The sequence below is a fragment of the Mucilaginibacter pedocola genome, assembly GCF_002013915.1.
Taxonomy (GTDB): Bacteria; Bacteroidota; Bacteroidia; order Sphingobacteriales; family Sphingobacteriaceae; genus Mucilaginibacter; species Mucilaginibacter pedocola.
In genome coordinates this window covers 51,601-76,571 of sequence record NZ_MBTF01000008.1, presented here as the reverse complement: position 1 = coordinate 76,571, position 24,971 = coordinate 51,601, and the positions used below count along the sequence as shown (strand labels likewise).

The following is a 24,971-nucleotide window of genomic DNA, read 5'->3' as shown; positions in this document are numbered from 1 at the left end:
GGGGTTATATAGTTGGTTTAATTATTTACTGGGTCAGTTCTTTTTGGCGGAGCATTCCACCTCGTTTTGCAGCAGGTTCAGGAATGGTGCCTGTGCCCATGCGGTAGCATCGTGCCCTATAGAAGTGTAATAGGCATGCCCTTTCTCTACATTACGGTACCAGGCCACGGGATGGTCTTTCCCCATACCGAAGTTCTTATCTTTCACAAACATGATGTTGCCGTTCGGGTTTATTTTAGTGCCATCGATATTGTAGATTACGTGGGAACCGCTTTTGCGCGGGTTATCAAAAAACACGTACCATTCGTCGGTATGCTGCCAGGTTTGCGGCAGGGCATTTTCTACCAGGGTATCGGGCGCATCATTTAGGGTTACGGTAGCTTCCTGCAAATGAGCCTCGATAGGATGATGCGAGAAATTAGCGCCAATCAAATTCTGCTCGTACCATGGCCATTGGTGCGAGTTATCGCCAGCGCCGTGGATGCCTATCCAGTTGCCGCCATTTTTTACATAAGCTGCTAATGCATTCTGCTGTTCATCGTTCAATAGTCGGCCGGTGCAGTTGTTAAATACTACCACGTCGAATTTGGCAAGTTGCTCTGCATTGAACACACCGCCATCCTCGGTATCATATAAAAACCAGTTGTTTTTGGCCGCCATATCCGCAAAGGCTTTTTTACCTGCTTCGATAGATTCGCCATGGCGGAAACCTGTGGATTTAGAGAACAACAGCACCTTAGTTTTCCCCTCGGGAAAGCTGATGGCCGGCACATCGGTTTCGTACGATACCGGGAAGCCATGAGTTACTTTATACGAGAACAGCATAGCCGCCCCCACCAGCAAAACTGCAATGGCCAGTACCGACCACAGGATAATTTTTAAAGCTTTTTTCATGCGTTTGGTTTATAATTGGTTAGCCCGCAGCTTTTATTAGAAAATAATAAATGAAGGTATAAATTAATTCCATACATTTATTAAATTTTAAGAAATAAATTTTTTGAAGAGTTAGCGTTATGGATAGTTTACAGCAAGCACGCGATTTTTTTGAACGAGGGCACCTCGAGTACCGCCCTAACCTCAGTATTGATTGTGCCATTTTTGGCTATCATGATGAGGAACTGAAGCTTTTGCTGATGAAGAACAAGCTGATGCGTAAATGGCATTTGCCGGGCGGCTTTGTTAAAAAAACCGAAAGCCTTGATGATGCCGCAGCGCGGATAACCATGGAACGTACGGGATTGGAGCGCCTTTTCCTTCGCCAGGCCAAAGCTTTTGGCGATGTGGGCCGCAATACCACCACCGAAATGTTCGACGAGATAGCCTTTATCCAGTTAATGGGTTTTAAAATAGAACCCGACAGCTGGCTGCTGGGCGAAACCGTTACCATTGGCTTTTACTCGATCACCGATATTGTGAACGCCAGCCCCATTTTAGATTTTATATCCGAAGATTGCCGCTGGTTCCCGATAAATGAAATACCCGATCTGGCCTTCGATCATAACGAAGTAGCCAAAGAAGCGCTCGACCGTATGCGAATAGACCTTTACCACTTCCCCATAGGCAAAAACCTACTGCAACCTAAATTCACGCTTAAAGAGATCAAACGGCTTTACGAAGTACTATCGGGCAAAACGCTAAACCCAACTAACTTCCCTAATAAGCTAATGGCACTGGGGTTATTGGAGAAACTAGATGAAAAGAAAGCCATAGGCGGGCACCGCTCCCCCACTTTTTATAAGTTTAACGAGGAGGCGTACGAAAAAGCGCTGGAAGAGGGGTTGGTGCTTGTTTAATTTTTGAGTCCGAAAGTCCGGTAAGTCGGAAAGTCCGAAGATGGAAAAAACCTTTAACGTTTTATCTAATACTTCTTCTTACGGACTTTCGGACTGCGGACTTCCGACTATTTCACTCCTGAAACACCTCCGGGTACTTCCTGATGAAATAAACCGGGGTGCAGCTCCAGGCATGGCAGTAGCTGTTCACCGGGAAAAAGCCATAGGGCGATAGGTATTCGTTCTTCGGGTCGTACACTTCCCAAAAGGTATCGGCACCTTTTTTTACCATGCCTCCCCAATAATTTGTAACCGTAGCTTTTGCCTCGGCATTTAGCCCGGCGCTTATCAATGCCTGCACATAGTAGTGGTACAGGTATGGCCCACCCGGGTAAAGGGCATCTTTTTGTTTGGCTACATTCAGCAGGGCTTGCTGGCTTTCCTTTTTACTCAAGGCACCCGATAGCGTTAGCCATATCTGCGAAGCGTAAGATACCTGCTTACTGCTACCGCTGTAAACCAGGCCAGTTTTGGCATCATATAAATTTTTGCGCGCGGCAGTGCTCATCTTTTTTATTAAGGCGGGCACGTCATTCAGCTCGCCTTCTTTATGCAAGGCTTTGGCCAGATCGTAAGTTTGTTTTAAGGTGTAAATAGCAATGCCTTGTAAAGCGGCCTCCCTGTCGAGCCCGTCCTTCCAGTCGAAGAACAGCCACCACTCTTTATTGGCGCGAGGGTAATCCATCATACCAGTTGGCAATAAATAATTGCGGATGATATCCAATTGGCGTTTGGCTACGGGCCACAGGTCGTTAGCCGTTTCGGTATCATTAGTGGCGGCTAAGTATTCTTTTAAGGCGGCGTTATACAGGAAGGCATAATCCATCAGGTACTGGTTCTCCTGCGGATGGGGTTCGGGTTTTTCGAATACCGTACCAATTAAAAAGCCTTTCTCTCCGCTTAGGCCGGCGAGCAGGTAGAGGCAGCGTTTAGTTAAGTCGAAGTTTTTGAAGGAATAGCTATTGGCGAGCGATTCGAGGTAGAGGTCGCCTATCCACAGCCTGCGGTCGCGCTTGGGGCCGTCTTCGTAAACGGTTTGCATACATTCTTTCAGGGTGGTCAAGCCTACCGAATCGATGGCACGGATATCAGAAGCTGCAGATGCCTGCAAGGGAGCAGGCTTTGTACTTACCGAACTCACCGCCTTGCATTGTATATCCGATACCGCGAAATCAAAATATTGCGAGCTCCCCATCAGCTCTATCTTCACGTATCGGAAAGATAAGCGTCGGGCAATGCTTACCGTTTCGGGGATATCCATAACGGTTACTACCTCGTCCTGCAGCCAGGCACGGCTTAGGCCACCTTTGTATGGGTCGAATGGCGTAGCAAGTTCAGCGGGCACTTCGCCGAAAGTAAGTTTAAACCGCGTTGGCGCATCTGATGAACCTCGCAGTAATTTCAGGCTGAAGCTAACGTAGCCAGTAATGTGCTCACCAAAATCGAGTACTACCTGCTTTTTCTTTTGAAAAGAGCCGGAGTAGAAGGCAGTAAGCGAGTCGGTAGGCTGTGCCTTCCAACCCTGGAAAGCGCCGGCATCCTTCACTAAAACAACGGTATTAACCGGGCGCTTCAAGGTTTCGTTAAATTTAGGCGTAAGTTGCTGCGCTTGGGCCAGCCATTGCGCACGGTTAGCCCGGTATGGGTCCTGCGCGTAACCGTTTATGCTGAAAATTATTAATACGAAGATGATAAAATGCCTGGCCATTGGTTGGAGATAAGAGGAAGCAATATAACTACATTAATTCGGTATGGCATCCTGCGGTATCCTGTAAGGCATTCGTCTCGCAGGGTTCCTTTCAGGAGATCCTGCGGTTACATTGTCGCCGTCGATTCGCAATTGGGTAGCCCCGATGGGGCACAACTATTTTTTTTGATATGCTTCTACAAACAGGTAGTGCGTATCGGCACATAGCAATTTTGGTTACTGTTAATCTCCCTGGTAAAAAGAAGCCATTTACAGGTAATTCAATACAAACATATAGTAGCTTAAATGCCCTTGGCTTTTATACCTTTGATATTGCCAAGCATCATCATATATGGTTAAATTCAAAAATTTAGTACAGGGCGATATCCTGAGTTTTGTAGCGGCTGATAACAAATACAAAGCGATATTATGTACCGCTGTAAAAAAAGACCGCAGCCCTCATAGCTGCGATTTTGCGGCAACAACATACAGCAGCGAAAACTTACCCACTTTAGATAACATTCTCCAATGCGATTTTTACGGCAGGCCAAATGCCCAAAGCAGCTCTTTTCCGTACCCGCAAACAGCTATAAATGTAATGTGGGAAGTGCACCCGGAAATAAAGCCTTACATACTTGGCTCCTATGGCCTCACAATTTGGAATGTAGATCTTAAACCTTTCGAAGGCAATTTTGAATTGATCGGCAACCTAAATATAGTGAGCGATCTTCTCATGAACGGCAACGGTTCGGTAAACGCAAGCAGTTGGGATTTTTTTAGTGATTTTTTTGCAGGGAATGGTTTAGATAAACTTTTAGAAAGAGGGCACAAGCCTTTTAGTATAAGAGCTATCGTGATGCCTGAATGACTAACTGCCATCCCTTAGTAAAATAGCAGGCTACTCCAAAACGTTTTAATAATTCATCCGTTATTTGTAGAAATAAAATAGAACAGGCCATGGCAAATTTCCAGGATATCATCGCATCAGAGAAACCCGTTTTAGTTGATTTCAGCGCCGAATGGTGCGGTCCGTGTAAAATGATGCCTCCGATACTGAAACAGGTAAAAGATGCCCTTGGTGATAAGGTGACTATCATTAAGATCGACATCGACAAAAACCCCGCAGCCGCCAACGCCTACCGCGTGCAAAGCGTGCCCACCTTAATCGTTTTCCAAAACGGACAAAGCAAATGGCGCCAAAGCGGCGTAATGCAGGCAGCGCAACTACAACAGGTAATTCAACAGTACATTAAGTAGTTGCTCTGGTTCATAGATGATAGTTCATGGTTCATAGCCGAATTACTTATCAATGAATTGAGACTCGTTGAAACCAAATCGGTGAAATCATTTTTTATCTGTGGAATCCCAAAAAACAAATCGGTGAAATCATGCTTCATCAGTGAAATCCCAGAAAATCAAATCGGTGGAATCATTCCTCAATCGGTGAAATCCCAGAAAAATAAATCCTGAACAATCTTTCAATCCCTAAATCCTGTCAAACGATTTCGCAAATCCTGCTCGGTCGTGTTACCTTTTCTCTGCTACCGGTGCCTCGTTCTTCTGAGCAGGCTTACGTAGGTATAACCACGATAGCAAATACAAGCATAACAGCCCCAGCAAAAATCCTCCTGTAACATCGGTAAACCAATGCGCGCCCAGGTATATACGCGATATGGGTATCAGGAATATCATGAGCAGGCTTAGCGCGATCAAAAAGCGGCTCACAATTTTTGGCACATCTTCCAGTTGATACATCAGCACTACCAAAAAGCCGAAGAAAACCGTATAGAACATTACGTGCCCACTGGGGAAACTTTGCTGGGTGGTTTTTAATACAATGCGCACCACATCGTCGCTGGGGCGGGGGCGGTTCACCAAAGCTTTCACAATGGTACTTATCAAACCTACCAAGGTTGTAAAGAGCACATACAGCGCAGCCTTTTTGTATTTGAACAGCAGCAGCACTAAGCTGGTGAAGGCTATCATGATGGGCGCCTCGGGCATATAACCGGGTACGCTGACTACGTACATCGCCGTATCTAAAAACTTATTCTGGTGCTCTTGTATCTCTTTAGAGAACTTGATATCGATAAAAGAATTGGGGTACAATATCACCAAAACGGTAAGCGCAGCAAAACCAATGCTGATAATGATGAGCACTAACTTTAGTATGCGTTGCCTCCGTTGGTTCATGTTTTTATATTAAGTCTTTTAAATGTTTATAATTGGCTTTTACAGTATCTAATACCTCGTCCATGCGGCCGTTCAGCATCATTTTGGTCATGGATACCGCCATGCCTTTCACCTGTTTCAATTCCACTTTTGGTGGCATGGCCAGCGCGTTGGGGTCGGTAAATACATTCAGTAGCACAGGGCCATTGTAGGCCAACGCGTCGCGCAGGGCTTGTTCCGCCTCGGCGGGCTCTTTTACGGTTACGCCTTTTATGCCCATTGCCTGCGCTACCATGGCAAAATCGGGGTTGTGCATTTCGGTTTGCCAATCGGGCAGGCCCGCTACCTCCATCTCCAGTTTCACCATACCTAACGAGCGGTTGTTGAACACCACTATTTTTACGGGCAGTTTATACTGCGCAATAGTTGCCAAATCGCCCATTAACATTGATAGGCCGCCGTCTCCGCAAAAGGCAATTACCTGTCTATTAGGGTAAGCCAGCGCCGCGCCAATTGCCTGCGGCATGGCGTTGGCCATTGAGCCATGGTTGAACGAGCCAATCATCCGGCGTTTGCCAGTAGCGTTGATATAACGCGCTCCCCATACACAGCACATGCCGGTATCTACCGTAAATATAGCATCATCTGCCGCCATTTTATCAATTAAACTACTGATGAACTCGGGATGTATCTTTTCGGTATCGCCCTTATCCTCCACATAGGTATGCATGTTCTCTTTTACTCCCTCGTAAAATTTTAATTGTGCCTTTAGGAAGCTATCTTCCTCATTCTGTCTAACTAATGGCAGCAAAGCTTTCAAAGTATCTTTTACATCGCCGCAAAGCCCGACATCCACCTTAGCGCGACGGCCAATGCGCTCGGGTTTTATATCTACCTGAACGATCTTACAATCGGTAGGCATAAATGGCGTATAAGGGAAATCGGTACCAAGCAATATCAACAGATCGCTGTCGTGCATGCTATGGTACGCCGATGGCAGGCCCAGCAGCCCCGTCATGCCTACTTCGTTCGGGTTATCATATTGTATACCCATCTTGGCCCTGAACGAATAAGCAACGGGCGCGTGCAGCAATTGCGATAGATGCACTACCTCATCGTGCGCTTCTGCAGCGCCAATGCCGCAAAATATGGTTATTTTTTTATGATGGTTAACCAACTCAGCTAGCTTAGCTAAATCCTCATCTGAGGGGCGGACAACAGGCTGCGGTTTAAAATTATCGGTAGCAGTCGTAATCTCCTCGGCATCCATGGCGGTAACATCGCCGGGCAGGCCAATAACCGATACGCCTTTACGATGGATCGCTGCCTGTATAGCCGACTGAACCATGCGCGGCAATTGTTTGGGCGTGGTGGCTACCTGGTTATAGTGGCTGCAATCGTCGAACAGTTTTATGGTGTTAGTTTCCTGGAAATAATCGGTGCCAAACTCAAACGTAGCCATGGTTGATGCTATGGCCAGCACCGGTGCTCCCGAACGGTGGGCATCGTACAAACCGTTTATCAAATGCACGTGCCCGGGGCCGCTGCTGCCTGCGCAACAGGCAATATTACCGGTAAGCTCGGCTTCGGCACCTGCGGCATAGGCACCCGCCTCCTCGTGCCTTACGTGCACCCACTGTATGCTGCCTTCGCGCCGCACGGCATCGTTCACCTCGTTCAAACTGTCGCCGGTTACAGCGTATATTCTTTTAATACCTGCGTTCACCAGCATTGCTACCAGTTGGTCTGCCACGTTTGCCATACAATTTCGGGTTTTTATAATAGCTAAACCTGATAAGCGCGCAGGGGTTTTAATTTTCGGCAATAAAGCCGTCATCATAAAGTCATTGCTTGTATCTTAGCCTAAGCAATGCCCAACACAAAAAACACCGGCAGACTATTTCATGTTAGCGAAACCGGCGGCATAAAACTATTTCAACCCCGCCCCTCTCCCTCCTATTTTGCAGCAATTACGGGCGATGTTGTGTTTGCCATCGCCGATAAATTGCTTCACAATTACTTACTACCGCGCGATTGCCCGAGGGTGACATACTATGCGGGCGAGCAAACTACTGATGCTGATAAGGACAAATTCATGGGCGGTGCTAAAGCATCGCACATTGTAATTGTAGAGGATGGCTGGGAGCAACGCATCCGCGAATCGGTTTTGTATTGCTATGAATTCCCTCCAGAGGATTTCACCTTGCTTGATGAATGCGCCGGCTATCACATATCATACCAACAAGTAACACCTATAGCCGAGTACTGCATTGATAATGTATTGAGCGCATTGCAAAGCCGGGATGTCGAACTACGGTTTATGCCATCGCTCGTCGGCATAGCTGAAGAAGTGAAAAACTCCAGCCTGAATTTTTCGCTGATACGCATGCGGAATGCTATCTTGTAAATAAAACATCACCATGGGACGAATTGTAATAGTGGCCTATAAACCAAAAGAAGGGCAAGCCGATGCCTTGCATTTACTGGTACAAACACACGTACCAAGGCTCAAAGCAGAAAATTTGGTAACCGACAGGCAGCCCATCATTATGGAAGCTGCGGACGGCACCATCATCGAGGTATTTGAATGGCTATCTGCCGAGGCTATACAACAAGCACACAGCAACCCGGTAGTGCACCAAATGTGGGGCGAATTTGCAGAGGTATGCGAGTATGTACCTTTGAATACCCTACCCGAGGCGGCTAATATGTTTGCGGAGTTTTTTGGTTTATAATAGTATAGTTTAATTTAACCGCAAAGGGCGCAGAGGATTTGCATTGTGGTAATGCGCAAAGAACTCAAAGGCTTTGCAAATGGTTAAACTTCTAGGTTAATACAAATTCTGCGCTTCTTTGGATTTCACTTTGAACTTAGTGGTAAAAATCCGCCGCCACCGCCGACATTAAACTTATTAATGAAGTGGCAAAGCTCTGTGTTCTTTGCGCTCACCATCGCGCTAATCCTTTGTGGCCTTTGCGGTAAAATTACCACAAACAAAAAACGGCCTCCATTGCTGGAAGCCGTTCTCAATATCAATAAAAAAGCCTAATTATTCGCCTTTTTCTGCGTTCTCTTCGTTTTTAGCAGGAGCTTCTTCTACAGCAGGAGCAGCAGTTTCTTCAACTACAGGAGCTTCAGCAACCGGAGCAACTTCGATAGGAGCAGCAGTTTTTGCTTTAGCACCACCACGACGGCGAGTTGATTTTTTCTCAGTTTTAGCGGCAACGTCTTTACCGTAAACAGTGTTGTAGTCAACCAATTCGATGATCGCCATTTCAGCGTTGTCACCTAAACGGTTTTCTAACTTAACAATACGAGTGTAACCACCCGGACGGTTAGCGATTTTAGCAGCTACATCGCGGAACAGTTCGCTTACTACTTCTTTATCTTGCAGGTAGCTAAATACTGTACGGCGAGAGTGAGTAGTATCTTCTTTCGATTTAGTCAAAAGTGGCTCTACATAAACGCGCAAAGCTTTTGCTTTTGCTAAAGTTGTAGTAATACGTTTGTGAGTGATTAGCGAAGAGGCCATGTTAGCCATCATTGCTTTGCGGTGGCTGTTGGTGCGGCCTAAGTGGTTTACTTTTTTTCCGTGTCTCATTTGTTTTTTTATTGTGGCACGTGCATACCGTTGGGCGGCGGGTTAACGTCAAGCCCTCGGAATTATGCCGGTGTACAAGCGACTGGTTAATTAATGACAGGAGATTAGTCGCTTTTTCGTCTCCTATCGGTTATAAAATAAAAAGAGGTTAAAGACTATTCTCAAGTCTCTAACCTCCAGTCATTATTATTCTTCGTCTAACTTAAATTTAGCCAGGTTCATACCAAAAGATAAGCCTTTTGATTTAACCAGGTCCTGAATTTCAGTTAATGATTTTTTACCAAAGTTCCTGAATTTAAGCATATCAGCAACATCGTAAGAAACCAGGTCAGCCAGGCTACGGATATCAGCAGCTTTCAAGCAATTCAGGGCACGTACGCTCAGGTCAAGATCAACCAGTTCGGTTTTCAGGATCTTGCGCATGTGAAGAATTTCTTCGTCAACTTCTTTAGTTTCTTCTTTAGCTTGTGCTTCAAGCATCATGTTCTCGTCAGAGAACAGCATGAAGTGCTGGATAAGGATCTTTGCAGCTTGTTTCAGCGCATCCTCAGGGTGGATAGAACCATCTGTAGAAATATCAAGGATCAGTTTTTCGTAATCCGTTTTTTGTTCTACACGGTAGTTTTCCAGAGTATACTTAACGTTTTTGATCGGGGTGAAGATCGAATCGATAGCAATCACACCTACGTTAGCATCAGGATTTTTGTTCTCTTCGTTGCTGATGTAGCCACGGCCTTTAGCAACGGTAAGTTCAACTTCCAAAGTTACCGACGAATCCATGTTGCAGATAACCAGCTCAGGGTTCAATACAGTAAAGTTGTTTGAGAACTTGGTGATATCGCCGGCTTTGAACGCATCCTGGCCGCTAACGATCACAAATATTTTCTCGTTATCGCCCGATTCACCTGTTTTTTTGAAACGCACTTGTTTCAGGTTCAGGATGATCTCGGTAACGTCTTCAACTACGCCTTTGATGGTAGAAAACTCATGCGTTACACCCGATATACGTACCGAGGTAATAGCATAACCTTCTAATGAAGATAGTAAGATACGACGCAGAGCATTACCAATGGTTACACCGAAGCCTGGTTCTAACGGACGAAACTCGAACGTGCCATCAAAATCATTCGATTTCTGCATGATAACCTTGTCTGGTTTTTGAAATGCTAAAATTGCCATTTATATCTTTTGTTTATTGTTTGATAATTGATTTTATCTTAACCACGAAAATGGCTGGCATAACATGCCAACCATCCCGCAGAAAGTTTTCTTTATTATTTCGAGTACAACTCGACAATGAGGTTCTCTTTGATGTTCTCAGGGATCTCATCGCGGTTAGGGTAGTTCAGGAATTTGCCTGTCAATTCAGCAGCATCCCACTCTAACCAGCTATATTTATTGATCTTGCGGCCAGCTACCGAGTTGGTAATAGCTTCAAGAGATTTTGATTTTTCGCGTACGGCAACAACGTCACCTGCTTTTAATTGGTAAGAAGCAATGTTAACCACTTCACCGTTTACAGTAATGTGTTTGTGGCCTACCAACTGGCGTGCGCCCGAACGTGTAGGAGCTATACCTAAACGGTAAACAGCGTTATCTAAACGAGCTTCTAAGAATTTCAACAGGTTTTCACCGGTGATACCTTCTTTAGCCAATGCAGTGTGGAACAAGTTTTCGAACTGGCGCTCTAATACACCGTAAGTGTATTTAACTTTTTGTTTTTCCATCAACTGTACAGCGTACTCTGATTGCTTGCCTCTTCTTTTAGAAGCGCCGTGCATACCAGGGCCGTAGTTTTTTCTTTCTAATGCTTTATCCGGACCGAAGATTGGCTCGCGGAACCTACGTGCAATTTTTGATTTTGGGCCTGTATATCTTGCCATTGTATGTGTGTTTTAAAGTATCAAACAGCCTGTAGCTGCCGAATCTTAGCTTTAAAAATTAGTGAATTAAACTCTTCTGCGTTTTGATGGACGGCAACCGTTGTGCGGAAGCGGGGTGATGTCCTTAATAGTAGTTACCTCGATACCGGTAGTCTGCAAGGTACGGATAGCACTCTCGCGGCCAGAACCCGGGCCTTTAACAAACACCTCTACTTTACGCAAGCCTAAATCGTAGGCAGTTTTACCGCAATCAGCAGCAGCCTGGCCGGCAGCGTACGGAGTGTTCTTTTTAGAACCTTTGAAACCCATTTTACCTGCAGACGACCAAGAAATAGCCTGGCCTGTTTTGTTGGTAAGGGTGATGATGATGTTGTTAAAAGTTGCATTGATGTGTGCTTCGCCAACCGGCTCAACAATCACAATGCGTTTTTTGGTAACTTTTTTAGCTTTAGCCATTTTCTTTTTTATTGTTTACGAATTACTCGGGCTAATACATAACCCCGGACCCGTAATTGTTTTTTAATGTATTCCTAATAAGTAACGAGCATAGAAATTATTCTCTGCTCATTACTCACTAATCAATTATTATTTAGTAGCTTTTTTCTTGTTAGCAACTGTCTTACGTTTACCTTTACGGGTACGAGAGTTGTTTTTAGTACGCTGGCCACGCAAAGGCAAACCTTTACGGTGACGGGTACCACGGTAGCAACCAATATCCATTAAACGTTTGATGTTCAGTTGAACTTCTGAGCGTAATGCACCTTCAACTTTAATTTGCTCGTTGATGATAGTACGTATAGCAGTTAACTGATCATCCGACCAATCCTGTACTTTAACGCTTTCATCGATACCAGCCTGAGCCAATATTTGCTCTGAAGTAGAGCGGCCAATACCGTAGATGTAAGTTAAACCAATTACACCTCTTTTGTTCTTTGGTAAATCAATACCTGAGATCCTTGCCATATTTGTTGTTTTTTTAACGTAATACCGAACGGCGGGCCACCGTTGTACGGACTATTACAAATTGTCTTTTAATTATCCCTGACGTTGTTTGAATTTCGGGTTCTTTTTGTTTATCACGTAAAGTTTCCCGTTGCGGCGGATGATTTTGCAATCAGCGCTGCGTTTTTTAATGGATGCTCTAACTTTCATCTCGTTTGTTATTTATATCTGTAGGTTATTCTTCCTTTTGTAAGGTCATACGGGCTCATCTCTAATTTCACCCTGTCGCCAGGAAGAATTTTGATGTAGTGCATACGCATTTTACCCGATATGTGTGCAATAATCTCGTGACCGTTCTCCAGTTCAACTCTAAACATAGCGTTAGATAACGCTTCGCGAATTGTACCATCTTGCTCGATCGAGGATTGTTTTGCCATATTTTACTGATTATTACTTAATTATCTGCCCCTAAAACGGGATGCAAAATTAATAAAAATATTTTAATTATTAATTTTTTCTTTTAAAACTTCGTCTATGTAAGAAAAGGTTGATAAAACATCCGCTTTCCCCTTTTTTACAGCTACCGTATGCTCATAATGTGCCGATGGCTTCTTATCAACGGTAGAAACCGTCCATCCATCGTCCCAAAACTTCACACCCGCACGGCCTGCATTAATCATGGGTTCAATGGCAATTACCATTCCTTCCTCCAGCTTTATGCCCGATCCGCGTTTGCCGTAGTTAGGTACCTCGGGCTTTTCGTGCAGGCGTGTGCCTACCCCGTGCCCTACCAGTTCTTTCACTACGCCAAATCCGTTCTTCTCGGCGTGCTCCTGTACCGCATAACCTATATCGCCTATGCGCATACCTACAACGGCTTTCTCAATACCAAGGTCTAAACACTCGCGGGTTACGCGCATCAGCTTTTTGGTTTGCTCATCAACCTCGCCAATAGCAAAGGTGAAGGCAGAGTCGCCATAGTACTTATTCAGGATAACCCCGCAATCTACCGATACAAGGTCGCCCTCAACCAAGGGTTTGTTGCTTGGGAAACCATGCACCACCTGGTCGTTAAGGGATATACACAAAGAGTATGGGAAGCCCCCATAATTTAAAAATGCCGGAACCCCTCCATTATCACGGATAAAGGTTTCGGCAAGTTTATTTAATTCGAGGGTTGTAACACCGGGGCCTATAACCTTAGCTATTTCCCCGTGTGTTTTAGAAACAAGTAACGAACTTTGTCTTATCAGTTCTATTTGTTCAATAGACTTATAAACTATCTTCGACATGCTTAATATTAGATGGCCGTAGGCGTGGTACCTGCTGCTGCCGGCACTCCCGAACGCCCTTTGATCCTACCGGTTTTCATTAAACCATCGTAGTGGCGCATCAGCAAGTGGCTTTCTATCTGTTGTAAGGTATCTAACACAACACCCACAAGGATGATAAGTGAAGTACCACCAAAGAACCTTGCGAACAAGCTGCTAACACCTACCATGCTGGCCAAAGCCGGAATGATAGCTACGATAGCCAGGAATATAGAACCCGGTAAAGTAATTTTTGATATTACCTCGTCGATGTAAGTAGTGGTAGCATTACCTGGTGCAACACCCGGTATAAAGCCGCCATTCTTCTTCATATCGTCGCTCATTTGCTTAGGATTAACCGTAATAGCAGTGTAGAAGTAGGTAAACAGGATGATAAGGATAGCGAATACAACGTTATGTTGCCATGAGTTGTAGTTCGATAAAGCTATCAGTATACTGTTAGACGCTGCATTAGGGAAAAACTGAGCAACAGTAGCAGGAATAAACATCAACGCCTGTGCGAAGATGATAGGCATGACACCCGCAGCATTCACTTTTAAAGGAATGTACTGGCGAACGCCACCGTATTGTTTGTTACCAACTATACGTTTTGCGTATTGAACAGCAATTTTACGGGTACCCTGTACAATAAGGATGGTGAACATAACCACACCCAGCAAGGCTACAATTTCTACAATGAAGGTAATTAAACCACCGGCACCGTTTGTACGAGATTGAAACTCGGTAGCAAACGCAGCTGGCAACTGGGCAATAATACCCACCATAATGATGAGTGATATACCGTTACCAATACCTTTATCGGTGATTTTCTCGCCCAACCACATTACAAATAAAGTACCTGCGGTAAGCACAAATGTATTCAGCACCAGGAACAATGGGTTGCCTATCAGCATAGCATCAGCAGGGATCTGCGATTTTAAGTAGCCAATGGCCTGCAAAGCAGTAATACCTATAGTTAGGTAACGGGTCCATTGGTTTAGCTTGTTACGGCCGCTCTCACCTTCTTTTTGCAATTTGGTGAAATAAGGCACTGCTATACCTAAAAGCTGCACCACGATAGATGCCGAAATATAAGGCATTACACCCAATGCAAAGATGGACGAACGTGAGAACGAACCTCCTGCAAACATATTCAGCAAACCAACAAGGCCTTCTTTAGCTTTTGAGTTGTTTAATGTATCCGCGTTTACACCCGGTAACACGATAAACGAACCAACACGGTAAATCAAAAGAAATAAGAGTGTGTTTGTGATACGCACTCTTAAGTCCTCAATTTTCCAGATATTGGATAATGTGGTGAAAAATTTCTTCATCGAGAATTATAACTTTACAATAGTTCCGCCGGCTGCTTCAATAGCTTTTTGTGCAGTAGCAGTAAATGCATGTGCTGTAACTTCTAACTTGGCTTTCAGTTCGCCACGGCCCAGGATTTTCACCAGGTCGTTACGCGAAGCTAAACCATGCTCTTTCAAGGTATCAAAGTTAACAGTTGATAACGAGAATTTTTCAGTTAATGCCTGTAATACATCAAGGTTTACACCAACGTACTCTACACGGTTAGGGTTTTTAAAACCTACCTTAGGCACACGGCGCTGCAAAGGCATCTGGCCACCTTCGAAACCTACCTTAGTAGATGTACCCGAACGTGAACCGGCACCTTTATGGCCACGGGTTGATGTACCGCCACGGCCACTACCTGTACCACGGCCAATTCTTTTCCTATTTTTGGTTGAACCTTCTGCAGGTTTAAGATTACTTAAGTTCATGATATTAAATGTTTTCTACCGCTACCAGGTGGTTTACTTTACGTACCATACCTATAATAGCTGCAGTTGCTTCAACTTCCACACTGTGGTTAATTTTTTTGAGGCCCAGGGCCGCAACAGTTTTTTTCTGGCGCTCGGTTCTGTCGATAACGCTCTTGATTTGAGTTATTTTGATTTTCGACATGATGATTATCCGTTAAATACTTTACTTAAACTAACGCCACGCTGTTGAGCTACAGTATGAGCATCGCGCAGTTGCGCCAGGGCAGATACAGTTGCTTTAACCACGTTGTGCGGGTTTGATGAACCTTTTGATTTTGCCAATACGTTGTGTACGCCGGCGCTTTCTAATACTGCGCGCATTGCACCACCAGCAATTACACCGGTACCGTTAGCAGCTGGTTTGATATAAACAAAGCCACCGCTGAATTTACCGATCTGATCGTGAGGGATAGTGTTGTTGATGATAGGAACTTTTACCAGGTTCTTTTTAGCATCATCTATACCTTTAGCAATAGCTTCAGTAACCTCTTTTGCTTTACCAAGGCCGTAACCTACTACACCGTGCTCATCACCTACTACCACAATGGCAGAGAAGCTGAAAGTACGGCCACCTTTGGTTACTTTGGCAACGCGTTGTATACTTACCAGGCGGTCTTTTAATTCGATCTCGCTGGTTTTTACTCTTTTTATGTTGATTGTTGACATTTCCTGTTTCGATTAAAAGTTTAAACCACCTTCGCGTGCACCTTCTGCCAGTGATTTAACACGGCCGTGGTACAAGTAACCATTCCTGTCAAACACTACATCTTTAATACCTGCAGCGATAGCTTTTTCAGCTACCAGTTTACCTACAGCTACTGATTGATCAGATTTAGAACCGTCAGCATTGAACTCTTTGCTCAGCGATGAAGCTGATACCAAAGTTTTGCCGGTTACATCGTCAATGATCTGCGCATAAATACCCTTGTTGCTTCTGAAAACAGATAAGCGTGGGCGCTCGTTAGAACCCGAAATGCGTTTGCGGATACCTTTTTTAATCCTGTCTCTTCTTGATAATTTCATGGCGCTTATTTTTTAGATGCTGATTTACCTGCTTTTCTTCTCAATACTTCGCCAACAAACTTGATACCTTTACCTTTGTAAGGCTCTGGCGTACGTAACGAGCGGATCTTCGCTGCTACCTGGCCAATCAATTGTTTATCGTTAGACTCCAGGATGATAGTTGGGTTTTTACCTTTATCAGCAGTGGTTGTAACTTTAATTTCTTTTGGCAATTCGAACACATAGTGGTGAGAGTAACCCAACACCAGGTCCAAAGTGTTACCGTTGTTAGTTGCACGGTAACCCACACCTACAAGCTCTTGCTGAACTTTGTAGCCTTCGGTTACACCAACAACCATGTTGTTTAATAACGAGCGGTACAAACCGTGTAATGCCTTGTGGCGTTTTTGGTCTGTAGGGCGTTTTACCAATAATTGGCCATCGGCCTGCTCAATGATGATATCCTTATCAACTGCTTGCTGCAACTCGCCTTTTGGGCCTTTTACAGTAACTACATTATCTGCAGATACGGTAATAGTTACGCCGCTTGCAATTGCTATAGGTGCTTTTCCTATTCTTGACATTGCTTAATTTCCTCCTATTAATATACGTAGCATAAAACTTCGCCACCCACGTTTAACGCGCGAGCTTCTTTATCTGTCATAACACCTTTAGATGTTGACAAGATGGCGATACCTAAACCATTTAATACACGTGGCATGGTGTCCATACCGGCGTATTTCCTCAAACCTGGTTTGCTGATACGTGAAAGGCTGCGTATAGCAGAAACTTTAGTTACCGGGTGGTACTTCAAAGCAACTTTGATGCTGCCCTGAGGGCCATTTTCCTCGAACTTGAAATTAGCAATGTAACCTTTGTCGAAAAGCACTTTTGTGATTTCCTTCTTCAGATTTGATGCAGGAATTTCAACAACCCTATGGTTGGCTTTAATAGCATTCCTTACTCGTGTAAGATAATCTGCGATTGGATCTGTATTCATTATTATTGATTATGATAGTGGTTTCCTCCCGGTAACATCCCGGGCGACCTTCTATCGGTGAATTCTTAAAAATTTAGAGCCGCGAAATTACAAAAAAATTCAAAACATATGCTAATATGTTTTGAATTTCCGTAGCTCTCAGTATTTTATGCTTACCAGCTTGCTTTTTTCACTCCCGGGATCTTACCGGCCAATGCCATTTCGCGGAATGTAACACGCGAAATACCAAACTGGCGCATGTAACCACGTGGGCGGCCGGTTAGTTTGCAACGGTTGTGCAGTTTTACCGGAGATGAAGCTTTTGGCAATGCGTCTAACGCAACGTAATCGCCGGCTGCTTTTAAAGCTGCCCTTTTCTCAGCATATTTTGCTACTAATTTAGCACGTTTTACTTCGCGTGCTTTTACGCCTTCTTTAGCCATTGTTAACTGGAGTTTGATTTTTAAATGGTAAACCAAATTGCTTAAGTAACTCTAATGCTTCCACATCATTGGTAGCAGAAGTTACGAAGGTAATATCCATACCTTGTATCTTGTTGATTTTATCGATGTTGATCTCAGGGAAGATGATCTGCTCGGTAATACCCAAAGTGTAGTTACCACGGCCATCAAAACCTTTATCGTTAATACCTTTAAAATCGCGGATACGTGGCAATGCTACAGATATTAAACGGTCTAAAAACTCGTACATTGTGTTATCGCGCAAAGTTACACGTACGCCTACCGGCATGTTTTTACGCAATTTGAAGTTCGAGATATCTTTTTTAGAGCGTGAAGCTACTGCTTGCTGGCCGGTAATGGTGGTAAGCTCGGTGATGGTGTTCTCGATCAATTTCTTGTCGGTAGTAGCACCGCCTACGCCCTGGTTAATTGCTATTTTAAGCAATTTAGGCACCTGCATTACGCTTTTGTACTGAAACTTATCTTTCAGTGCAGTGCGCACATCGTCTTTATACTTGGTTTTTAACCTTGGTATGTAAGTCATTACTTAATTTCCTCCCCTGATTTTTTTGAAACCCTAACCAGTTTGCCGGCATCGTTTAATTTACGGCCAACACGGGTAGTTTTCCCTGTTTTTGGTTCAACCAGCGCCAGGTTCGAGATGTGTATAGCAGCTTCCTGCTTTACAATCCCGCCATTAGGGTTGGCTGCGTTAGGCTTAGTGTGTTTAGATACCATGTTGGCACCTTCAACAACCGCCCTGTTCTTTTCAATTATAACTTCAACAACTTTGCCTTGAGTGCCTTTAGAGTCGCCGGCTATAACTTTCACTAAGTCGCCCTTGCGGATCTTCAACTTAGCTGGTTTTGTTACTTTCTTTTCCATATTATAATACCTCCGGTGCTAATGATACAATTTTCATAAATTGTTTTTCACGCAGTTCTCTGGCAACAGGGCCAAAAATACGTGTGCCCCTTGGCTCATCCTGGTTGTTCAATAACACGGCAGCGTTATCATCAAAGCGGATGTATGAACCATCTCTCCTGCGGATCTCTTTCTTGGTTCTTACCACTACGGCTTTAGATACAGAACCTTTTTTAACGTTACCCGATGGGATAGCGCTTTTTACGGTTACTACAATCTTATCACCGATAGAAGCATATCTTTTACCGGTACCGCCCAATACGCGTATCACTAAAACTTCTTTAGCTCCGCTGTTATCGGCTACATTTAATCTTGATTCCTGCTGTACCATGTTATTTAGCCCTTTCTAAAATTTGAACTAATCTCCAGTTTTTGTTTTTGCTCAGCGGGCGGGTTTCCATTATCAAAACGGTATCGCCAACACCACAGGTGTTTGTTTCATCATGAGCCATGAATTTGGTAGTTTTCTTTACGAATTTACCGTAGATAGGGTGTTTCACCTTACGCTCTACAGCCACCACAATAGATTTTTCCATCTTATTGCTTACTACCAGGCCGGTACGCGTTTTTCTTAAATTTCTTTCCATTGTTTTCCGACGCTTAAAAATTAATTAGAAGCTGCTTCAGCTTTGCGCTTAGTCAGTTCAGTGTTTAAACGAGCAATATCTTTGCGCACTTTAGTAATGCGTGTTGGATTTTCAATAGCTGAAACCGCGTGAGCAAATTTCAATTTGGTCAACTGGGCCTTTTCCTCGCCGAGCTTGGCTACTAATTCTTCGGTTGATAGCTCTATTATTTCTGAGTTCTTCATTTTCTATACTGTTTGTTGTAATGTTGGAATGTATTAAAGTTGTAATGCTTCTTTTATGGTTGAAAAGCTACTATCACTTTCAACATTCAACCCTACAACCTCTCAACTCCGCGTTTATGCCTCTACGTAATCCCTACGTGTTACAAATCTGGTTTGCACCGGTAATTTCTGTGCAGCAAGGCGAAGAGCTTCTTTGGCAACTTCCAAAGGCACGCCTTCTGCTTCAAAAATCATCCTGCCCGGGCGTACTACGGCAACCCAGTACTCAGGAGCACCTTTACCTTTACCCATACGTACCTCTGCAGGTTTTTTAGTTACCGGTTTGTCAGGGAATATCCTGATCCACACCTGGCCTTCACGTTTCATATAACGTGTTACAGCGATACGGGCCGACTCGATCTGGCGGCTGGTAATCCATGCTGCTTCGAGTGATTTTATACCGAAAGATCCGAATGAAAGTTCAGCACCACGGGTGGCTAAACCTTTCATCCTGCCTTTTTGCATCTTTCTGAACTTCGTTCTTTTTGGCTGTAGCATTTTATTAAGCTTTTATATCCTCACGGATATTCTTATTCTTTACTTATTGTTATTATCTCCTTGGGCCACCGGGGCGGTTACCGCCACCTTGTCCGCCACGGTTACCACCCTGGCCACCACCACGGCGGTCACCGCCTGGTTTACGGTCGCCACGGCGTTCGCCGCCACGTTCGCCACCTCTTGCGCCATCACGGCCACCGAAACCGGCATTACCTTCTGGCCTGCCGCCTTTACCGCTTGCGCTGCTTGTACCGCCAATGTTTGGAGACAAGTCGCGTTTGCCGTAAACTTCGCCTTTGCAGATCCATACTTTAACACCTATTTTACCGTAGGTAGTTAAGGCTTCTGCCAAAGCGTAATCGATATCGGCACGGAAAGTGTGCAATGGTATACGCCCTTCTTTGTACTGTTCGGTACGTGCCATCTCGGCGCCACCTAAACGGCCGCTGGTCATTACTTTGATACCTTCGGCACCCATTCTCATGGTTGCAGCAATGGTAGTTTTCATGGCACGGCGGAAAGAGATACGTGCTTCAAGCTGTTTAGCAATACCTTCGGCTACCAACTGAGCATCAAGCTCAGGGCGTTTAATTTCGAAGATGTTGATCTGAACGTCTTTCTTGGTTAATTTTTTAAGCTCTTCTTTGATCTTATCAACCTCGGCGCCGCCTTTACCAATTACAATACCCGGACGGGCAGTGTGGATGGTTACGGTGATGCGTTTTAAAGTACGTTCAATAACTACTTTAGATACACCGCCTTTGTTAATACGGGCTGATAAGTATTTGCGGATCTTTTCGTCTTCAACTAATTTGTCGGAGTAGTTGTTTCCACCGAACCAATTAGAATCCCAACCGCGGATGATCCCTAACCTGTTACCTATTGGATGTGCTTTTTGTCCCATTTCAAATTAGTTGTTATCGTTTTTACTATCCACTATCAGTGTTACATGGTTAGAGCGTTTGCGTATACGGTAACCCCTTCCTTGCGGAGCAGGGCGTAACCTTTTTAGCTGACGGCCACCACCTACTGAAACTTCTTTCACTATCAGGTTGCTCTCGTCAACACTCTTGCCTTCGTTTTTAGCTTCCCAGTTTTTAATGGCCGAGAATAACAGCTTTTCTACGCGGGCAGCAGCTTCCTTATTGGTAAACTTTAATATGTTTAAAGCTTTAAATACATTCTCGCCGCGGATCAGGTCAACCACCAGGCGCATTTTGCGTGGTGAAGTTGGGCAGTCATTTAACTTGGCAACTGCTTGGCCGCCAACAATAGCTTTAGCAGCTTCTTTTTGTTGCCTGATTAGTACAGACTTTTTAATTTTTGTTGTTGCTTCCATTGCCTAATTATTTTTTCTTTTCTGCGTGACCGCGGAATGTGCGGGTTGGTGCAAACTCTCCCAGCTTATGACCAACCATGTTTTCTGTTACGTACACCGGGATAAATTTATTACCGTTGTGTACTGCGAATGTGTGACCAACGAAATCAGGAGAGATCATGCTACGGCGCGACCATGTTTTAACAACTGATTTTTTATTAGTATCATTCAAGGTCAGAACTTTTCTTTCCAGGTTATGATCTATATAAGGTCCTTTTTTAATTGAACGTGCCATTACTATTTCTTCCTTCTTTCAATGATGTAACGATCTGACCCTTTTTTCTTGTCGCGAGTTTTGTAGCCTTTAGCTAACAAACCTTTACGCGAGCGTGGGTGCCCACCCGAGGCACGGCCTTCACCACCACCCATAGGGTGATCTACCGGGTTCATGGCAACACCACGAACTCTTGGGCGACGGCCTAACCAGCGTTTGCGGCCGGCTTTACCTAATACAGCGTTTGCTTTTTCGCCATTTGAAACGGTGCCGATAGTAGCCAAGCAAGTTGACAGTATCATGCGGGTTTCGCCTGAAGGCAATTTGATGATAGCATATTTGCCATCTCGCGCTGATAGTTGAGCGTAAGTGCCTGCACTGCGTGCTATAACACCACCCTGGCCAGGGTTAAGCTCAATGTTATGGATGATAGAACCCAGTGGGATGCTTTTCAAAGGAAGGGTGTTACCAACCTCTGGTGCAGCAGTTTCGCCCGATACTACAACTGTACCAACAGTTAAGCCTTCCGGAGCTATCATGTATCGTTTCTCACCATCAACAAAGTGTAGCAAGGCTATACGTGCCGAACGGTTTGGATCGTATTCAATTGTTGCAACTTTTGCAGGGATGTTAAACTTATTACGTTTAAAATCAATTAACCTGTATGCTTGCTTGTGGCCACCGCCTAAATAGCGCATGGTCATTTTACCGCTGTGGTTACGGCCGCCTGATCTTTTATTCGCTGCTACTACTAACGATTTTTCTGGAACGTTAGTGGTGATATCCGAATTAGATACATCAATTCTGAAGCGGGTACCCGGGGTTACCGGTTTAAATCTCTTTACTGCCATCTTCGTATTATATATTGCTGTAAAAATCTATTGTTTCACCATCCTTCAGCGTAATGATGGCCTTTTTGTAAGTAGCCGAGCGGCCCGAAACTGCACCTGCTTTTGTGTTGCGGGTTTTTAGTTTACCTACGTATTTCATTGTGTTAACTGCTGTAATGTTAACACCATACATAGCTTCGATAGCGCTCTTGATCTGAATTTTGTTGGCCCTGTGATCAACTTTGAAAGCATAACGGTTAAGCTTCTCAGTTAATTGAGCAACCTTTTCAGTAAGTAGGGGTTTCTTTAAAATTTCCATAATTACTTAGCTAATGCTTCCTCCAAAGTTTTAACAGCGCCTGTAGTAAGGATCAGTTTGCCGGCGTTCAACACATCATAAGTGTTAAGCTCGGTTACGTTGATAACCTTAGTTTTCTTCAGGTTCCTGCTTGATAAATAAACGTTGTTGTTCTCTACGTTTGCAAGCACCAATAACGTTTTGTCGTTAGCTACGTTAAGGTCTTCCTGCATTTTTACGTAAGTTTTGGTTTTGATAGCATCGAAGTTGAAATCTTCCAAAACCAAAATGTTGTTATCTTTTGCTTTATATGATAAAGCTGATACACGAGCCAGTGCTTTAAGCTTTTTGTTCAGCTTGAAGCTATAGTCGCGCGGCTGCGGGCCAAACACACGGCCACCACCATTAAATAATGGCGATTTGATGCTACCTGCACGGGCGCCGCCTGTACCTTTTTGTTTATGCAATTTGCGGGTTGAACCGGCAATTTCGTTGCGTTGCTTTGCTTTGTGCGTACCCTGGCGCTGGTTAGCTAAGAACAGCTTTACATCTAAGTAAATAGCGTGATCATTGGGCTCTACACCGAATACGGATTCAGGCAGTTGCACCTTGGCTCCTGTTTCTTTACCTGATAGATTTAATACGTTGATTTCCATCTTATTTATCCAATATTACGAATGAACCCTTAGCTCCCGGGATGGAACCTTTAACTACGATAAGGTTTTGCTCGCTGAATACTTTAACCACTTGAAGGTTTTGTACTTTAACACGAACGTTACCCATTTGGCCTGCCATACGCATGCCTTTGAATACGCGCGAAGGCCATGAAGAAGCACCCAACGAACCTGGAGCGCGTAAACGGTTGTGCTGACCGTGAGTTTGCATACCCACACCACCAAAACCATGGCGCTTTACCACACCCTGAAAGCCTTTACCTTTTGAAGTGCCAACCACATCAACAAAATCACCAATTTCGAAAATATCTACGGTAACGGTGTCACCAAGATTTTTTTCGTCCGTGAAAGTTTTGAATTCTACAAGCTTACGCTTAGGAGTGGTGCCGGCTTTTTCAAAGTGGCCTTTTTGAGGTGCGGAAGTGTTTTTTTCCTTCTTCTCGCCATACGCTAACTGAACAGCAGCGTATCCGTCTGTATCTACAGACTTGACCTGAGTTACTACGCAAGGGCCAGCTTCGATAACAGTACAAGGAATGTTCTTCCCTGTCTCATCGAAAATGCTGGTCATTCCTACTTTTTTACCAATTAATCCTGACATTTTCTTTATTTTATTAGTGCCCATCGAAGCAGTAGGGCTTCGTTCAAGGCATATGATCTCCCCTAAAGGGACGGCAAAGATAGGAACTTTGTATTAATTTTCAAATACTTAGCAAGTTATTTTTAAATAAATATTTGAAACAGGGTAAAAGATAAAGAAAGCACGGAAACAACCCCTTAATTCGGCTCATTTTCAATATCATTTAATAACATCTTAGGCCCTATCCGTAGCGCCGGCAAGTAAGCAAGCGGTGTGGCGTTAAATTACAACACATCCATTTTTCTGCGCAAAACTGGCAAAACACTTGGGGAAATTTTACCTTTACGAATATGAAACGCCTTATCGCCTTATCCATTTTGCTCTCAGCATTCTCTGTAGCTATTGCGCAAACTACTCCCGATACTACAGGTAAAACGCCGCCCATTGTTAAGGAGCTTCCACCAGCGCCACCTAACCGTATTATTAAGGAAGTTGATAACCCGCCCGAGTACCCCGGAGGCACCGAGGCTTTTAGCAAATACATCAGCAAAAACCTAAAGTACCCTGAGGTGGCGCGAATGATTGGTATTGAGGGTAAGCTTATACTTAGCTTTGTTGTTGGCCGAGATGGTAAAATAACCGACATTACCCCTGTTAACTGTATCGGTGCAGGTTGCGAGGCCGAAGCGGTGAAGGTGTTGCAAGAATCGCCCAACTGGAAACCGGGCTTTCAAAGCGGCCGGCCGGTAAGAGTTCAATACTATGTACCCATTGGCTTTTCTGTTGAAAAAGGCAAGGTATCTATGAAAGAACTGCGCGCTTCTAATTATGGCTTTGTATTTAATATAAAAGACAAGCTTTACACGCTTGACGAAGCGCAGGAAATTATCGGCAGATCGTTCCGATCAGAAGATGTAAAAATTGCCGAACCTTTTTATAATGATGGCGACAACCCCAGGTATGCCATGCCCGATAAAAAGGAAGTATACTTAGTAGTGATGAAAAATTAACAACCTTACCTTATAT

The 24,971-nt window shown here is 44.2% G+C and carries 39 protein-coding genes; 6 read left to right on the top strand and 33 right to left on the bottom strand.

The window, feature by feature from the left end; all coding sequences use genetic code 11:
- Positions 1-33: 33 nt before the first annotated feature.
- The gene (locus tag BC343_RS10855; RefSeq protein WP_078347805.1) at positions 34-894 is read right to left on the bottom strand and encodes a ThuA domain-containing protein; all 861 of its coding nucleotides are present in this window, start codon (positions 892-894) and stop codon (positions 34-36) included.
- A 119-nt stretch (positions 895-1,013) separates the two neighbouring features.
- Between BC343_RS10855 and BC343_RS10850 the strand changes: the two genes are divergently transcribed.
- Complete coding sequence (locus BC343_RS10850; protein WP_078347804.1) at positions 1,014-1,793, top strand: NUDIX hydrolase; 780 nt, start codon at positions 1,014-1,016, stop codon at positions 1,791-1,793.
- A gap of 112 nt (positions 1,794-1,905) precedes the next feature.
- Here the strand turns inward: BC343_RS10850 and BC343_RS10845 are convergent, their stop codons facing one another.
- Positions 1,906-3,540, bottom strand: coding sequence for an alpha-L-rhamnosidase-related protein (locus BC343_RS10845; protein WP_078347803.1), 1,635 nt, complete (start codon positions 3,538-3,540; stop codon positions 1,906-1,908).
- Between the two features lie 331 nt (positions 3,541-3,871).
- Between BC343_RS10845 and BC343_RS10840 the strand changes: the two genes are divergently transcribed.
- Positions 3,872-4,387, top strand: a complete 516-nt coding sequence (locus BC343_RS10840) for a hypothetical protein (protein ID WP_078347802.1) — start codon at positions 3,872-3,874, stop codon at positions 4,385-4,387.
- Between the two features lie 89 nt (positions 4,388-4,476).
- Positions 4,477-4,776, top strand: coding sequence for a thioredoxin (trxA, locus tag BC343_RS10835; RefSeq protein WP_078347801.1), 300 nt, complete (start codon positions 4,477-4,479; stop codon positions 4,774-4,776).
- A 270-nt stretch (positions 4,777-5,046) separates the two neighbouring features.
- On the opposite strand, the gene BC343_RS10830 is transcribed toward trxA, so the two are convergent.
- Positions 5,047-5,712 carry a phosphatase PAP2 family protein gene (locus tag BC343_RS10830; RefSeq protein WP_078347800.1) on the bottom strand — a complete coding sequence of 222 codons (666 nt, stop codon included), beginning with the start codon at positions 5,710-5,712 and terminating at the stop codon, positions 5,047-5,049.
- A 4-nt stretch (positions 5,713-5,716) separates the two neighbouring features.
- The gene (locus tag BC343_RS10825) at positions 5,717-7,453 is read right to left on the bottom strand and encodes a thiamine pyrophosphate-dependent enzyme (RefSeq protein WP_078347850.1); all 1,737 of its coding nucleotides are present in this window, start codon (positions 7,451-7,453) and stop codon (positions 5,717-5,719) included.
- A 108-nt stretch (positions 7,454-7,561) separates the two neighbouring features.
- On the opposite strand from BC343_RS10825, the gene BC343_RS10820 reads away from it, so the two are divergent.
- The gene (locus BC343_RS10820) at positions 7,562-8,098 is read left to right on the top strand and encodes a DUF6886 family protein (protein ID WP_078347799.1); all 537 of its coding nucleotides are present in this window, start codon (positions 7,562-7,564) and stop codon (positions 8,096-8,098) included.
- Positions 8,099-8,111: 13 nt separating this feature from the next.
- On the top strand, positions 8,112-8,426 hold the full coding sequence (locus BC343_RS10815) for a hypothetical protein (protein WP_078347798.1): 315 nt from the start codon (positions 8,112-8,114) through the stop codon (positions 8,424-8,426).
- Between the two features lie 315 nt (positions 8,427-8,741).
- Here BC343_RS10815 and rplQ read toward each other — a convergent pair whose 3' ends face one another.
- The 29 genes from rplQ to rplC form a co-directional block, all read right to left on the bottom strand.
- Positions 8,742-9,293, bottom strand: a complete 552-nt coding sequence (gene rplQ / locus BC343_RS10810; RefSeq protein ID WP_078347797.1) for a 50S ribosomal protein L17 — start codon at positions 9,291-9,293, stop codon at positions 8,742-8,744.
- Between the two features lie 186 nt (positions 9,294-9,479).
- The gene (locus BC343_RS10805) at positions 9,480-10,472 is read right to left on the bottom strand and encodes a DNA-directed RNA polymerase subunit alpha (protein ID WP_078347796.1); all 993 of its coding nucleotides are present in this window, start codon (positions 10,470-10,472) and stop codon (positions 9,480-9,482) included.
- Between the two features lie 95 nt (positions 10,473-10,567).
- Complete coding sequence (gene rpsD / locus BC343_RS10800) at positions 10,568-11,176, bottom strand: 30S ribosomal protein S4 (RefSeq protein ID WP_078347795.1); 609 nt, start codon at positions 11,174-11,176, stop codon at positions 10,568-10,570.
- Positions 11,177-11,242: 66 nt separating this feature from the next.
- Positions 11,243-11,632 carry a 30S ribosomal protein S11 gene (gene rpsK, locus BC343_RS10795; protein ID WP_078347794.1) on the bottom strand — a complete coding sequence of 130 codons (390 nt, stop codon included), beginning with the start codon at positions 11,630-11,632 and terminating at the stop codon, positions 11,243-11,245.
- Between the two features lie 129 nt (positions 11,633-11,761).
- Positions 11,762-12,139 (bottom strand): 30S ribosomal protein S13, encoded by a 378-nt coding sequence (rpsM, locus tag BC343_RS10790; protein ID WP_078347793.1) that lies wholly within the window; start codon positions 12,137-12,139, stop codon positions 11,762-11,764.
- Positions 12,140-12,211: 72 nt separating this feature from the next.
- A complete protein-coding gene (ykgO, locus tag BC343_RS10785; protein WP_022833269.1) occupies positions 12,212-12,328 on the bottom strand; it encodes a type B 50S ribosomal protein L36 in 117 nt (38 codons plus the stop codon).
- Between the two features lie 8 nt (positions 12,329-12,336).
- Positions 12,337-12,555, bottom strand: a complete 219-nt coding sequence (gene infA / locus BC343_RS10780; RefSeq protein ID WP_022833270.1) for a translation initiation factor IF-1 — start codon at positions 12,553-12,555, stop codon at positions 12,337-12,339.
- 63 nt (positions 12,556-12,618) lie between these two features.
- The gene (gene map / locus BC343_RS10775; protein ID WP_078347792.1) at positions 12,619-13,410 is read right to left on the bottom strand and encodes a type I methionyl aminopeptidase; all 792 of its coding nucleotides are present in this window, start codon (positions 13,408-13,410) and stop codon (positions 12,619-12,621) included.
- 8 nt (positions 13,411-13,418) lie between these two features.
- Entirely contained in the window at positions 13,419-14,762 is a 1,344-nt protein-coding gene (gene secY / locus BC343_RS10770; RefSeq protein ID WP_078347791.1) for a preprotein translocase subunit SecY, read from the bottom strand.
- A gap of 6 nt (positions 14,763-14,768) precedes the next feature.
- Entirely contained in the window at positions 14,769-15,215 is a 447-nt protein-coding gene (gene rplO / locus BC343_RS10765) for a 50S ribosomal protein L15 (protein WP_078347790.1), read from the bottom strand.
- Between the two features lie 4 nt (positions 15,216-15,219).
- Positions 15,220-15,399, bottom strand: a complete 180-nt coding sequence (rpmD, locus tag BC343_RS10760) for a 50S ribosomal protein L30 (RefSeq protein WP_078347789.1) — start codon at positions 15,397-15,399, stop codon at positions 15,220-15,222.
- A 5-nt stretch (positions 15,400-15,404) separates the two neighbouring features.
- Positions 15,405-15,923 carry a 30S ribosomal protein S5 gene (gene rpsE / locus BC343_RS10755; protein ID WP_078347788.1) on the bottom strand — a complete coding sequence of 173 codons (519 nt, stop codon included), beginning with the start codon at positions 15,921-15,923 and terminating at the stop codon, positions 15,405-15,407.
- A gap of 12 nt (positions 15,924-15,935) precedes the next feature.
- The gene (rplR, locus tag BC343_RS10750) at positions 15,936-16,280 is read right to left on the bottom strand and encodes a 50S ribosomal protein L18 (RefSeq protein ID WP_202909772.1); all 345 of its coding nucleotides are present in this window, start codon (positions 16,278-16,280) and stop codon (positions 15,936-15,938) included.
- A 5-nt stretch (positions 16,281-16,285) separates the two neighbouring features.
- Entirely contained in the window at positions 16,286-16,843 is a 558-nt protein-coding gene (rplF, locus tag BC343_RS10745; RefSeq protein WP_078347786.1) for a 50S ribosomal protein L6, read from the bottom strand.
- Positions 16,844-16,860: 17 nt separating this feature from the next.
- Positions 16,861-17,259 (bottom strand): 30S ribosomal protein S8, encoded by a 399-nt coding sequence (gene rpsH, locus BC343_RS10740; RefSeq protein WP_078347785.1) that lies wholly within the window; start codon positions 17,257-17,259, stop codon positions 16,861-16,863.
- A 152-nt stretch (positions 17,260-17,411) separates the two neighbouring features.
- Positions 17,412-17,681 (bottom strand): 30S ribosomal protein S14, encoded by a 270-nt coding sequence (gene rpsN, locus BC343_RS10735; protein ID WP_078347784.1) that lies wholly within the window; start codon positions 17,679-17,681, stop codon positions 17,412-17,414.
- Positions 17,674-18,243, bottom strand: coding sequence for a 50S ribosomal protein L5 (gene rplE, locus BC343_RS10730; protein ID WP_078347783.1), 570 nt, complete (start codon positions 18,241-18,243; stop codon positions 17,674-17,676). The genes rpsN and rplE overlap by 8 nt, the downstream gene beginning before the upstream one ends.
- Positions 18,243-18,584: a 50S ribosomal protein L24 gene (gene rplX / locus BC343_RS10725; RefSeq protein ID WP_078347782.1), complete on the bottom strand. Its 342-nt coding sequence runs from the start codon at positions 18,582-18,584 to the stop codon at positions 18,243-18,245. Before rplX ends, rplE begins: the two co-directional genes overlap by 1 nt.
- A gap of 1 nt (position 18,585) precedes the next feature.
- Positions 18,586-18,954: a 50S ribosomal protein L14 gene (rplN, locus tag BC343_RS10720; protein WP_078347781.1), complete on the bottom strand. Its 369-nt coding sequence runs from the start codon at positions 18,952-18,954 to the stop codon at positions 18,586-18,588.
- A gap of 1 nt (position 18,955) precedes the next feature.
- Positions 18,956-19,210: a 30S ribosomal protein S17 gene (rpsQ, locus tag BC343_RS10715; RefSeq protein WP_067059745.1), complete on the bottom strand. Its 255-nt coding sequence runs from the start codon at positions 19,208-19,210 to the stop codon at positions 18,956-18,958.
- Positions 19,211-19,230: 20 nt separating this feature from the next.
- A complete protein-coding gene (gene rpmC, locus BC343_RS10710) occupies positions 19,231-19,434 on the bottom strand; it encodes a 50S ribosomal protein L29 (protein WP_078347780.1) in 204 nt (67 codons plus the stop codon).
- A 114-nt stretch (positions 19,435-19,548) separates the two neighbouring features.
- Positions 19,549-19,971 carry a 50S ribosomal protein L16 gene (gene rplP / locus BC343_RS10705; protein ID WP_078347779.1) on the bottom strand — a complete coding sequence of 141 codons (423 nt, stop codon included), beginning with the start codon at positions 19,969-19,971 and terminating at the stop codon, positions 19,549-19,551.
- 52 nt (positions 19,972-20,023) lie between these two features.
- Positions 20,024-20,875 carry a 30S ribosomal protein S3 gene (gene rpsC / locus BC343_RS10700; protein ID WP_078347778.1) on the bottom strand — a complete coding sequence of 284 codons (852 nt, stop codon included), beginning with the start codon at positions 20,873-20,875 and terminating at the stop codon, positions 20,024-20,026.
- Positions 20,876-20,881: 6 nt separating this feature from the next.
- Positions 20,882-21,310 carry a 50S ribosomal protein L22 gene (gene rplV, locus BC343_RS10695; protein WP_078347777.1) on the bottom strand — a complete coding sequence of 143 codons (429 nt, stop codon included), beginning with the start codon at positions 21,308-21,310 and terminating at the stop codon, positions 20,882-20,884.
- Positions 21,311-21,317: 7 nt separating this feature from the next.
- Entirely contained in the window at positions 21,318-21,584 is a 267-nt protein-coding gene (rpsS, locus tag BC343_RS10690) for a 30S ribosomal protein S19 (protein WP_078347776.1), read from the bottom strand.
- Between the two features lie 2 nt (positions 21,585-21,586).
- Entirely contained in the window at positions 21,587-22,414 is an 828-nt protein-coding gene (gene rplB / locus BC343_RS10685) for a 50S ribosomal protein L2 (RefSeq protein ID WP_078347775.1), read from the bottom strand.
- Between the two features lie 7 nt (positions 22,415-22,421).
- On the bottom strand, positions 22,422-22,712 hold the full coding sequence (gene rplW, locus BC343_RS10680) for a 50S ribosomal protein L23 (protein ID WP_078347774.1): 291 nt from the start codon (positions 22,710-22,712) through the stop codon (positions 22,422-22,424).
- Positions 22,713-22,714: 2 nt separating this feature from the next.
- Positions 22,715-23,347, bottom strand: a complete 633-nt coding sequence (gene rplD / locus BC343_RS10675) for a 50S ribosomal protein L4 (protein ID WP_078347773.1) — start codon at positions 23,345-23,347, stop codon at positions 22,715-22,717.
- Position 23,348: 1 nt separating this feature from the next.
- Positions 23,349-23,966 (bottom strand): 50S ribosomal protein L3, encoded by a 618-nt coding sequence (gene rplC / locus BC343_RS10670; protein WP_078347849.1) that lies wholly within the window; start codon positions 23,964-23,966, stop codon positions 23,349-23,351.
- 329 nt (positions 23,967-24,295) lie between these two features.
- On the opposite strand from rplC, the gene BC343_RS10665 reads away from it, so the two are divergent.
- Positions 24,296-24,955: an energy transducer TonB gene (locus BC343_RS10665; RefSeq protein ID WP_078347772.1), complete on the top strand. Its 660-nt coding sequence runs from the start codon at positions 24,296-24,298 to the stop codon at positions 24,953-24,955.
- Positions 24,956-24,971 lie beyond the last annotated feature (16 nt).

What these genes read in the sequence shown, in the direction of transcription:
- BC343_RS10825 (WP_078347850.1), bottom strand. Translation starts at nt 7,453, where the DNA reads ATGGCAAACGTGGCAGACCAACTGGTAGCAATGCTGGTGAACGCAGGT.
- infA (WP_022833270.1), bottom strand. Translation starts at nt 12,555, where the DNA reads ATGGCAAAACAATCCTCGATCGAGCAAGATGGTACAATTCGCGAAGCG.
- rplB (WP_078347775.1), bottom strand. Translation starts at nt 22,414, where the DNA reads ATGGCAGTAAAGAGATTTAAACCGGTAACCCCGGGTACCCGCTTCAGA.
- rplV (WP_078347777.1), bottom strand. Translation starts at nt 21,310, where the DNA reads ATGGAAGCAACAACAAAAATTAAAAAGTCTGTACTAATCAGGCAACAA.
- BC343_RS10665 (WP_078347772.1), top strand. Translation starts at nt 24,296, where the DNA reads ATGAAACGCCTTATCGCCTTATCCATTTTGCTCTCAGCATTCTCTGTA.
- rplO (WP_078347790.1), bottom strand. Translation starts at nt 15,215, where the DNA reads ATGAACTTAAGTAATCTTAAACCTGCAGAAGGTTCAACCAAAAATAGG.
- rplE (WP_078347783.1), bottom strand. Translation starts at nt 18,243, where the DNA reads ATGACTTACATACCAAGGTTAAAAACCAAGTATAAAGACGATGTGCGC.
- rplC (WP_078347849.1), bottom strand. Translation starts at nt 23,966, where the DNA reads ATGTCAGGATTAATTGGTAAAAAAGTAGGAATGACCAGCATTTTCGAT.
- rplR (WP_202909772.1), bottom strand. Translation starts at nt 16,280, where the DNA reads ATGAAATTATCAAGAAGAGACAGGATTAAAAAAGGTATCCGCAAACGC.
- rplF (WP_078347786.1), bottom strand. Translation starts at nt 16,843, where the DNA reads ATGTCAAGAATAGGAAAAGCACCTATAGCAATTGCAAGCGGCGTAACT.
- map (WP_078347792.1), bottom strand. Translation starts at nt 13,410, where the DNA reads ATGTCGAAGATAGTTTATAAGTCTATTGAACAAATAGAACTGATAAGA.
- BC343_RS10840 (WP_078347802.1), top strand. Translation starts at nt 3,872, where the DNA reads ATGGTTAAATTCAAAAATTTAGTACAGGGCGATATCCTGAGTTTTGTA.
- rplQ (WP_078347797.1), bottom strand. Translation starts at nt 9,293, where the DNA reads ATGAGACACGGAAAAAAAGTAAACCACTTAGGCCGCACCAACAGCCAC.
- rpmD (WP_078347789.1), bottom strand. Translation starts at nt 15,399, where the DNA reads ATGTCGAAAATCAAAATAACTCAAATCAAGAGCGTTATCGACAGAACC.
- rpsC (WP_078347778.1), bottom strand. Translation starts at nt 20,875, where the DNA reads ATGGGACAAAAAGCACATCCAATAGGTAACAGGTTAGGGATCATCCGC.
- rplN (WP_078347781.1), bottom strand. Translation starts at nt 18,954, where the DNA reads ATGGTACAGCAGGAATCAAGATTAAATGTAGCCGATAACAGCGGAGCT.
- rplP (WP_078347779.1), bottom strand. Translation starts at nt 19,971, where the DNA reads ATGCTACAGCCAAAAAGAACGAAGTTCAGAAAGATGCAAAAAGGCAGG.
- secY (WP_078347791.1), bottom strand. Translation starts at nt 14,762, where the DNA reads ATGAAGAAATTTTTCACCACATTATCCAATATCTGGAAAATTGAGGAC.
- BC343_RS10820 (WP_078347799.1), top strand. Translation starts at nt 7,562, where the DNA reads ATGCCCAACACAAAAAACACCGGCAGACTATTTCATGTTAGCGAAACC.
- ykgO (WP_022833269.1), bottom strand. Translation starts at nt 12,328, where the DNA reads ATGAAAGTTAGAGCATCCATTAAAAAACGCAGCGCTGATTGCAAAATC.
- BC343_RS10845 (WP_078347803.1), bottom strand. Translation starts at nt 3,540, where the DNA reads ATGGCCAGGCATTTTATCATCTTCGTATTAATAATTTTCAGCATAAAC.
- rpsD (WP_078347795.1), bottom strand. Translation starts at nt 11,176, where the DNA reads ATGGCAAGATATACAGGCCCAAAATCAAAAATTGCACGTAGGTTCCGC.
- BC343_RS10850 (WP_078347804.1), top strand. Translation starts at nt 1,014, where the DNA reads ATGGATAGTTTACAGCAAGCACGCGATTTTTTTGAACGAGGGCACCTC.
- rpsK (WP_078347794.1), bottom strand. Translation starts at nt 11,632, where the DNA reads ATGGCTAAAGCTAAAAAAGTTACCAAAAAACGCATTGTGATTGTTGAG.
- BC343_RS10815 (WP_078347798.1), top strand. Translation starts at nt 8,112, where the DNA reads ATGGGACGAATTGTAATAGTGGCCTATAAACCAAAAGAAGGGCAAGCC.
- rpsH (WP_078347785.1), bottom strand. Translation starts at nt 17,259, where the DNA reads ATGAATACAGATCCAATCGCAGATTATCTTACACGAGTAAGGAATGCT.
- rplD (WP_078347773.1), bottom strand. Translation starts at nt 23,347, where the DNA reads ATGGAAATCAACGTATTAAATCTATCAGGTAAAGAAACAGGAGCCAAG.
- rpsQ (WP_067059745.1), bottom strand. Translation starts at nt 19,210, where the DNA reads ATGGAAAGAAATTTAAGAAAAACGCGTACCGGCCTGGTAGTAAGCAAT.
- rpsM (WP_078347793.1), bottom strand. Translation starts at nt 12,139, where the DNA reads ATGGCAAGGATCTCAGGTATTGATTTACCAAAGAACAAAAGAGGTGTA.
- rpmC (WP_078347780.1), bottom strand. Translation starts at nt 19,434, where the DNA reads ATGAAGAACTCAGAAATAATAGAGCTATCAACCGAAGAATTAGTAGCC.
- rpsS (WP_078347776.1), bottom strand. Translation starts at nt 21,584, where the DNA reads ATGGCACGTTCAATTAAAAAAGGACCTTATATAGATCATAACCTGGAA.
- BC343_RS10830 (WP_078347800.1), bottom strand. Translation starts at nt 5,712, where the DNA reads ATGAACCAACGGAGGCAACGCATACTAAAGTTAGTGCTCATCATTATC.
- BC343_RS10805 (WP_078347796.1), bottom strand. Translation starts at nt 10,472, where the DNA reads ATGGCAATTTTAGCATTTCAAAAACCAGACAAGGTTATCATGCAGAAA.
- trxA (WP_078347801.1), top strand. Translation starts at nt 4,477, where the DNA reads ATGGCAAATTTCCAGGATATCATCGCATCAGAGAAACCCGTTTTAGTT.
- BC343_RS10855 (WP_078347805.1), bottom strand. Translation starts at nt 894, where the DNA reads ATGAAAAAAGCTTTAAAAATTATCCTGTGGTCGGTACTGGCCATTGCA.
- rpsE (WP_078347788.1), bottom strand. Translation starts at nt 15,923, where the DNA reads ATGTCAACAATCAACATAAAAAGAGTAAAAACCAGCGAGATCGAATTA.
- rplW (WP_078347774.1), bottom strand. Translation starts at nt 22,712, where the DNA reads ATGGAAATTTTAAAGAAACCCCTACTTACTGAAAAGGTTGCTCAATTA.
- rpsN (WP_078347784.1), bottom strand. Translation starts at nt 17,681, where the DNA reads ATGGCTAAAGAAGGCGTAAAAGCACGCGAAGTAAAACGTGCTAAATTA.
- rplX (WP_078347782.1), bottom strand. Translation starts at nt 18,584, where the DNA reads ATGGAAAAGAAAGTAACAAAACCAGCTAAGTTGAAGATCCGCAAGGGC.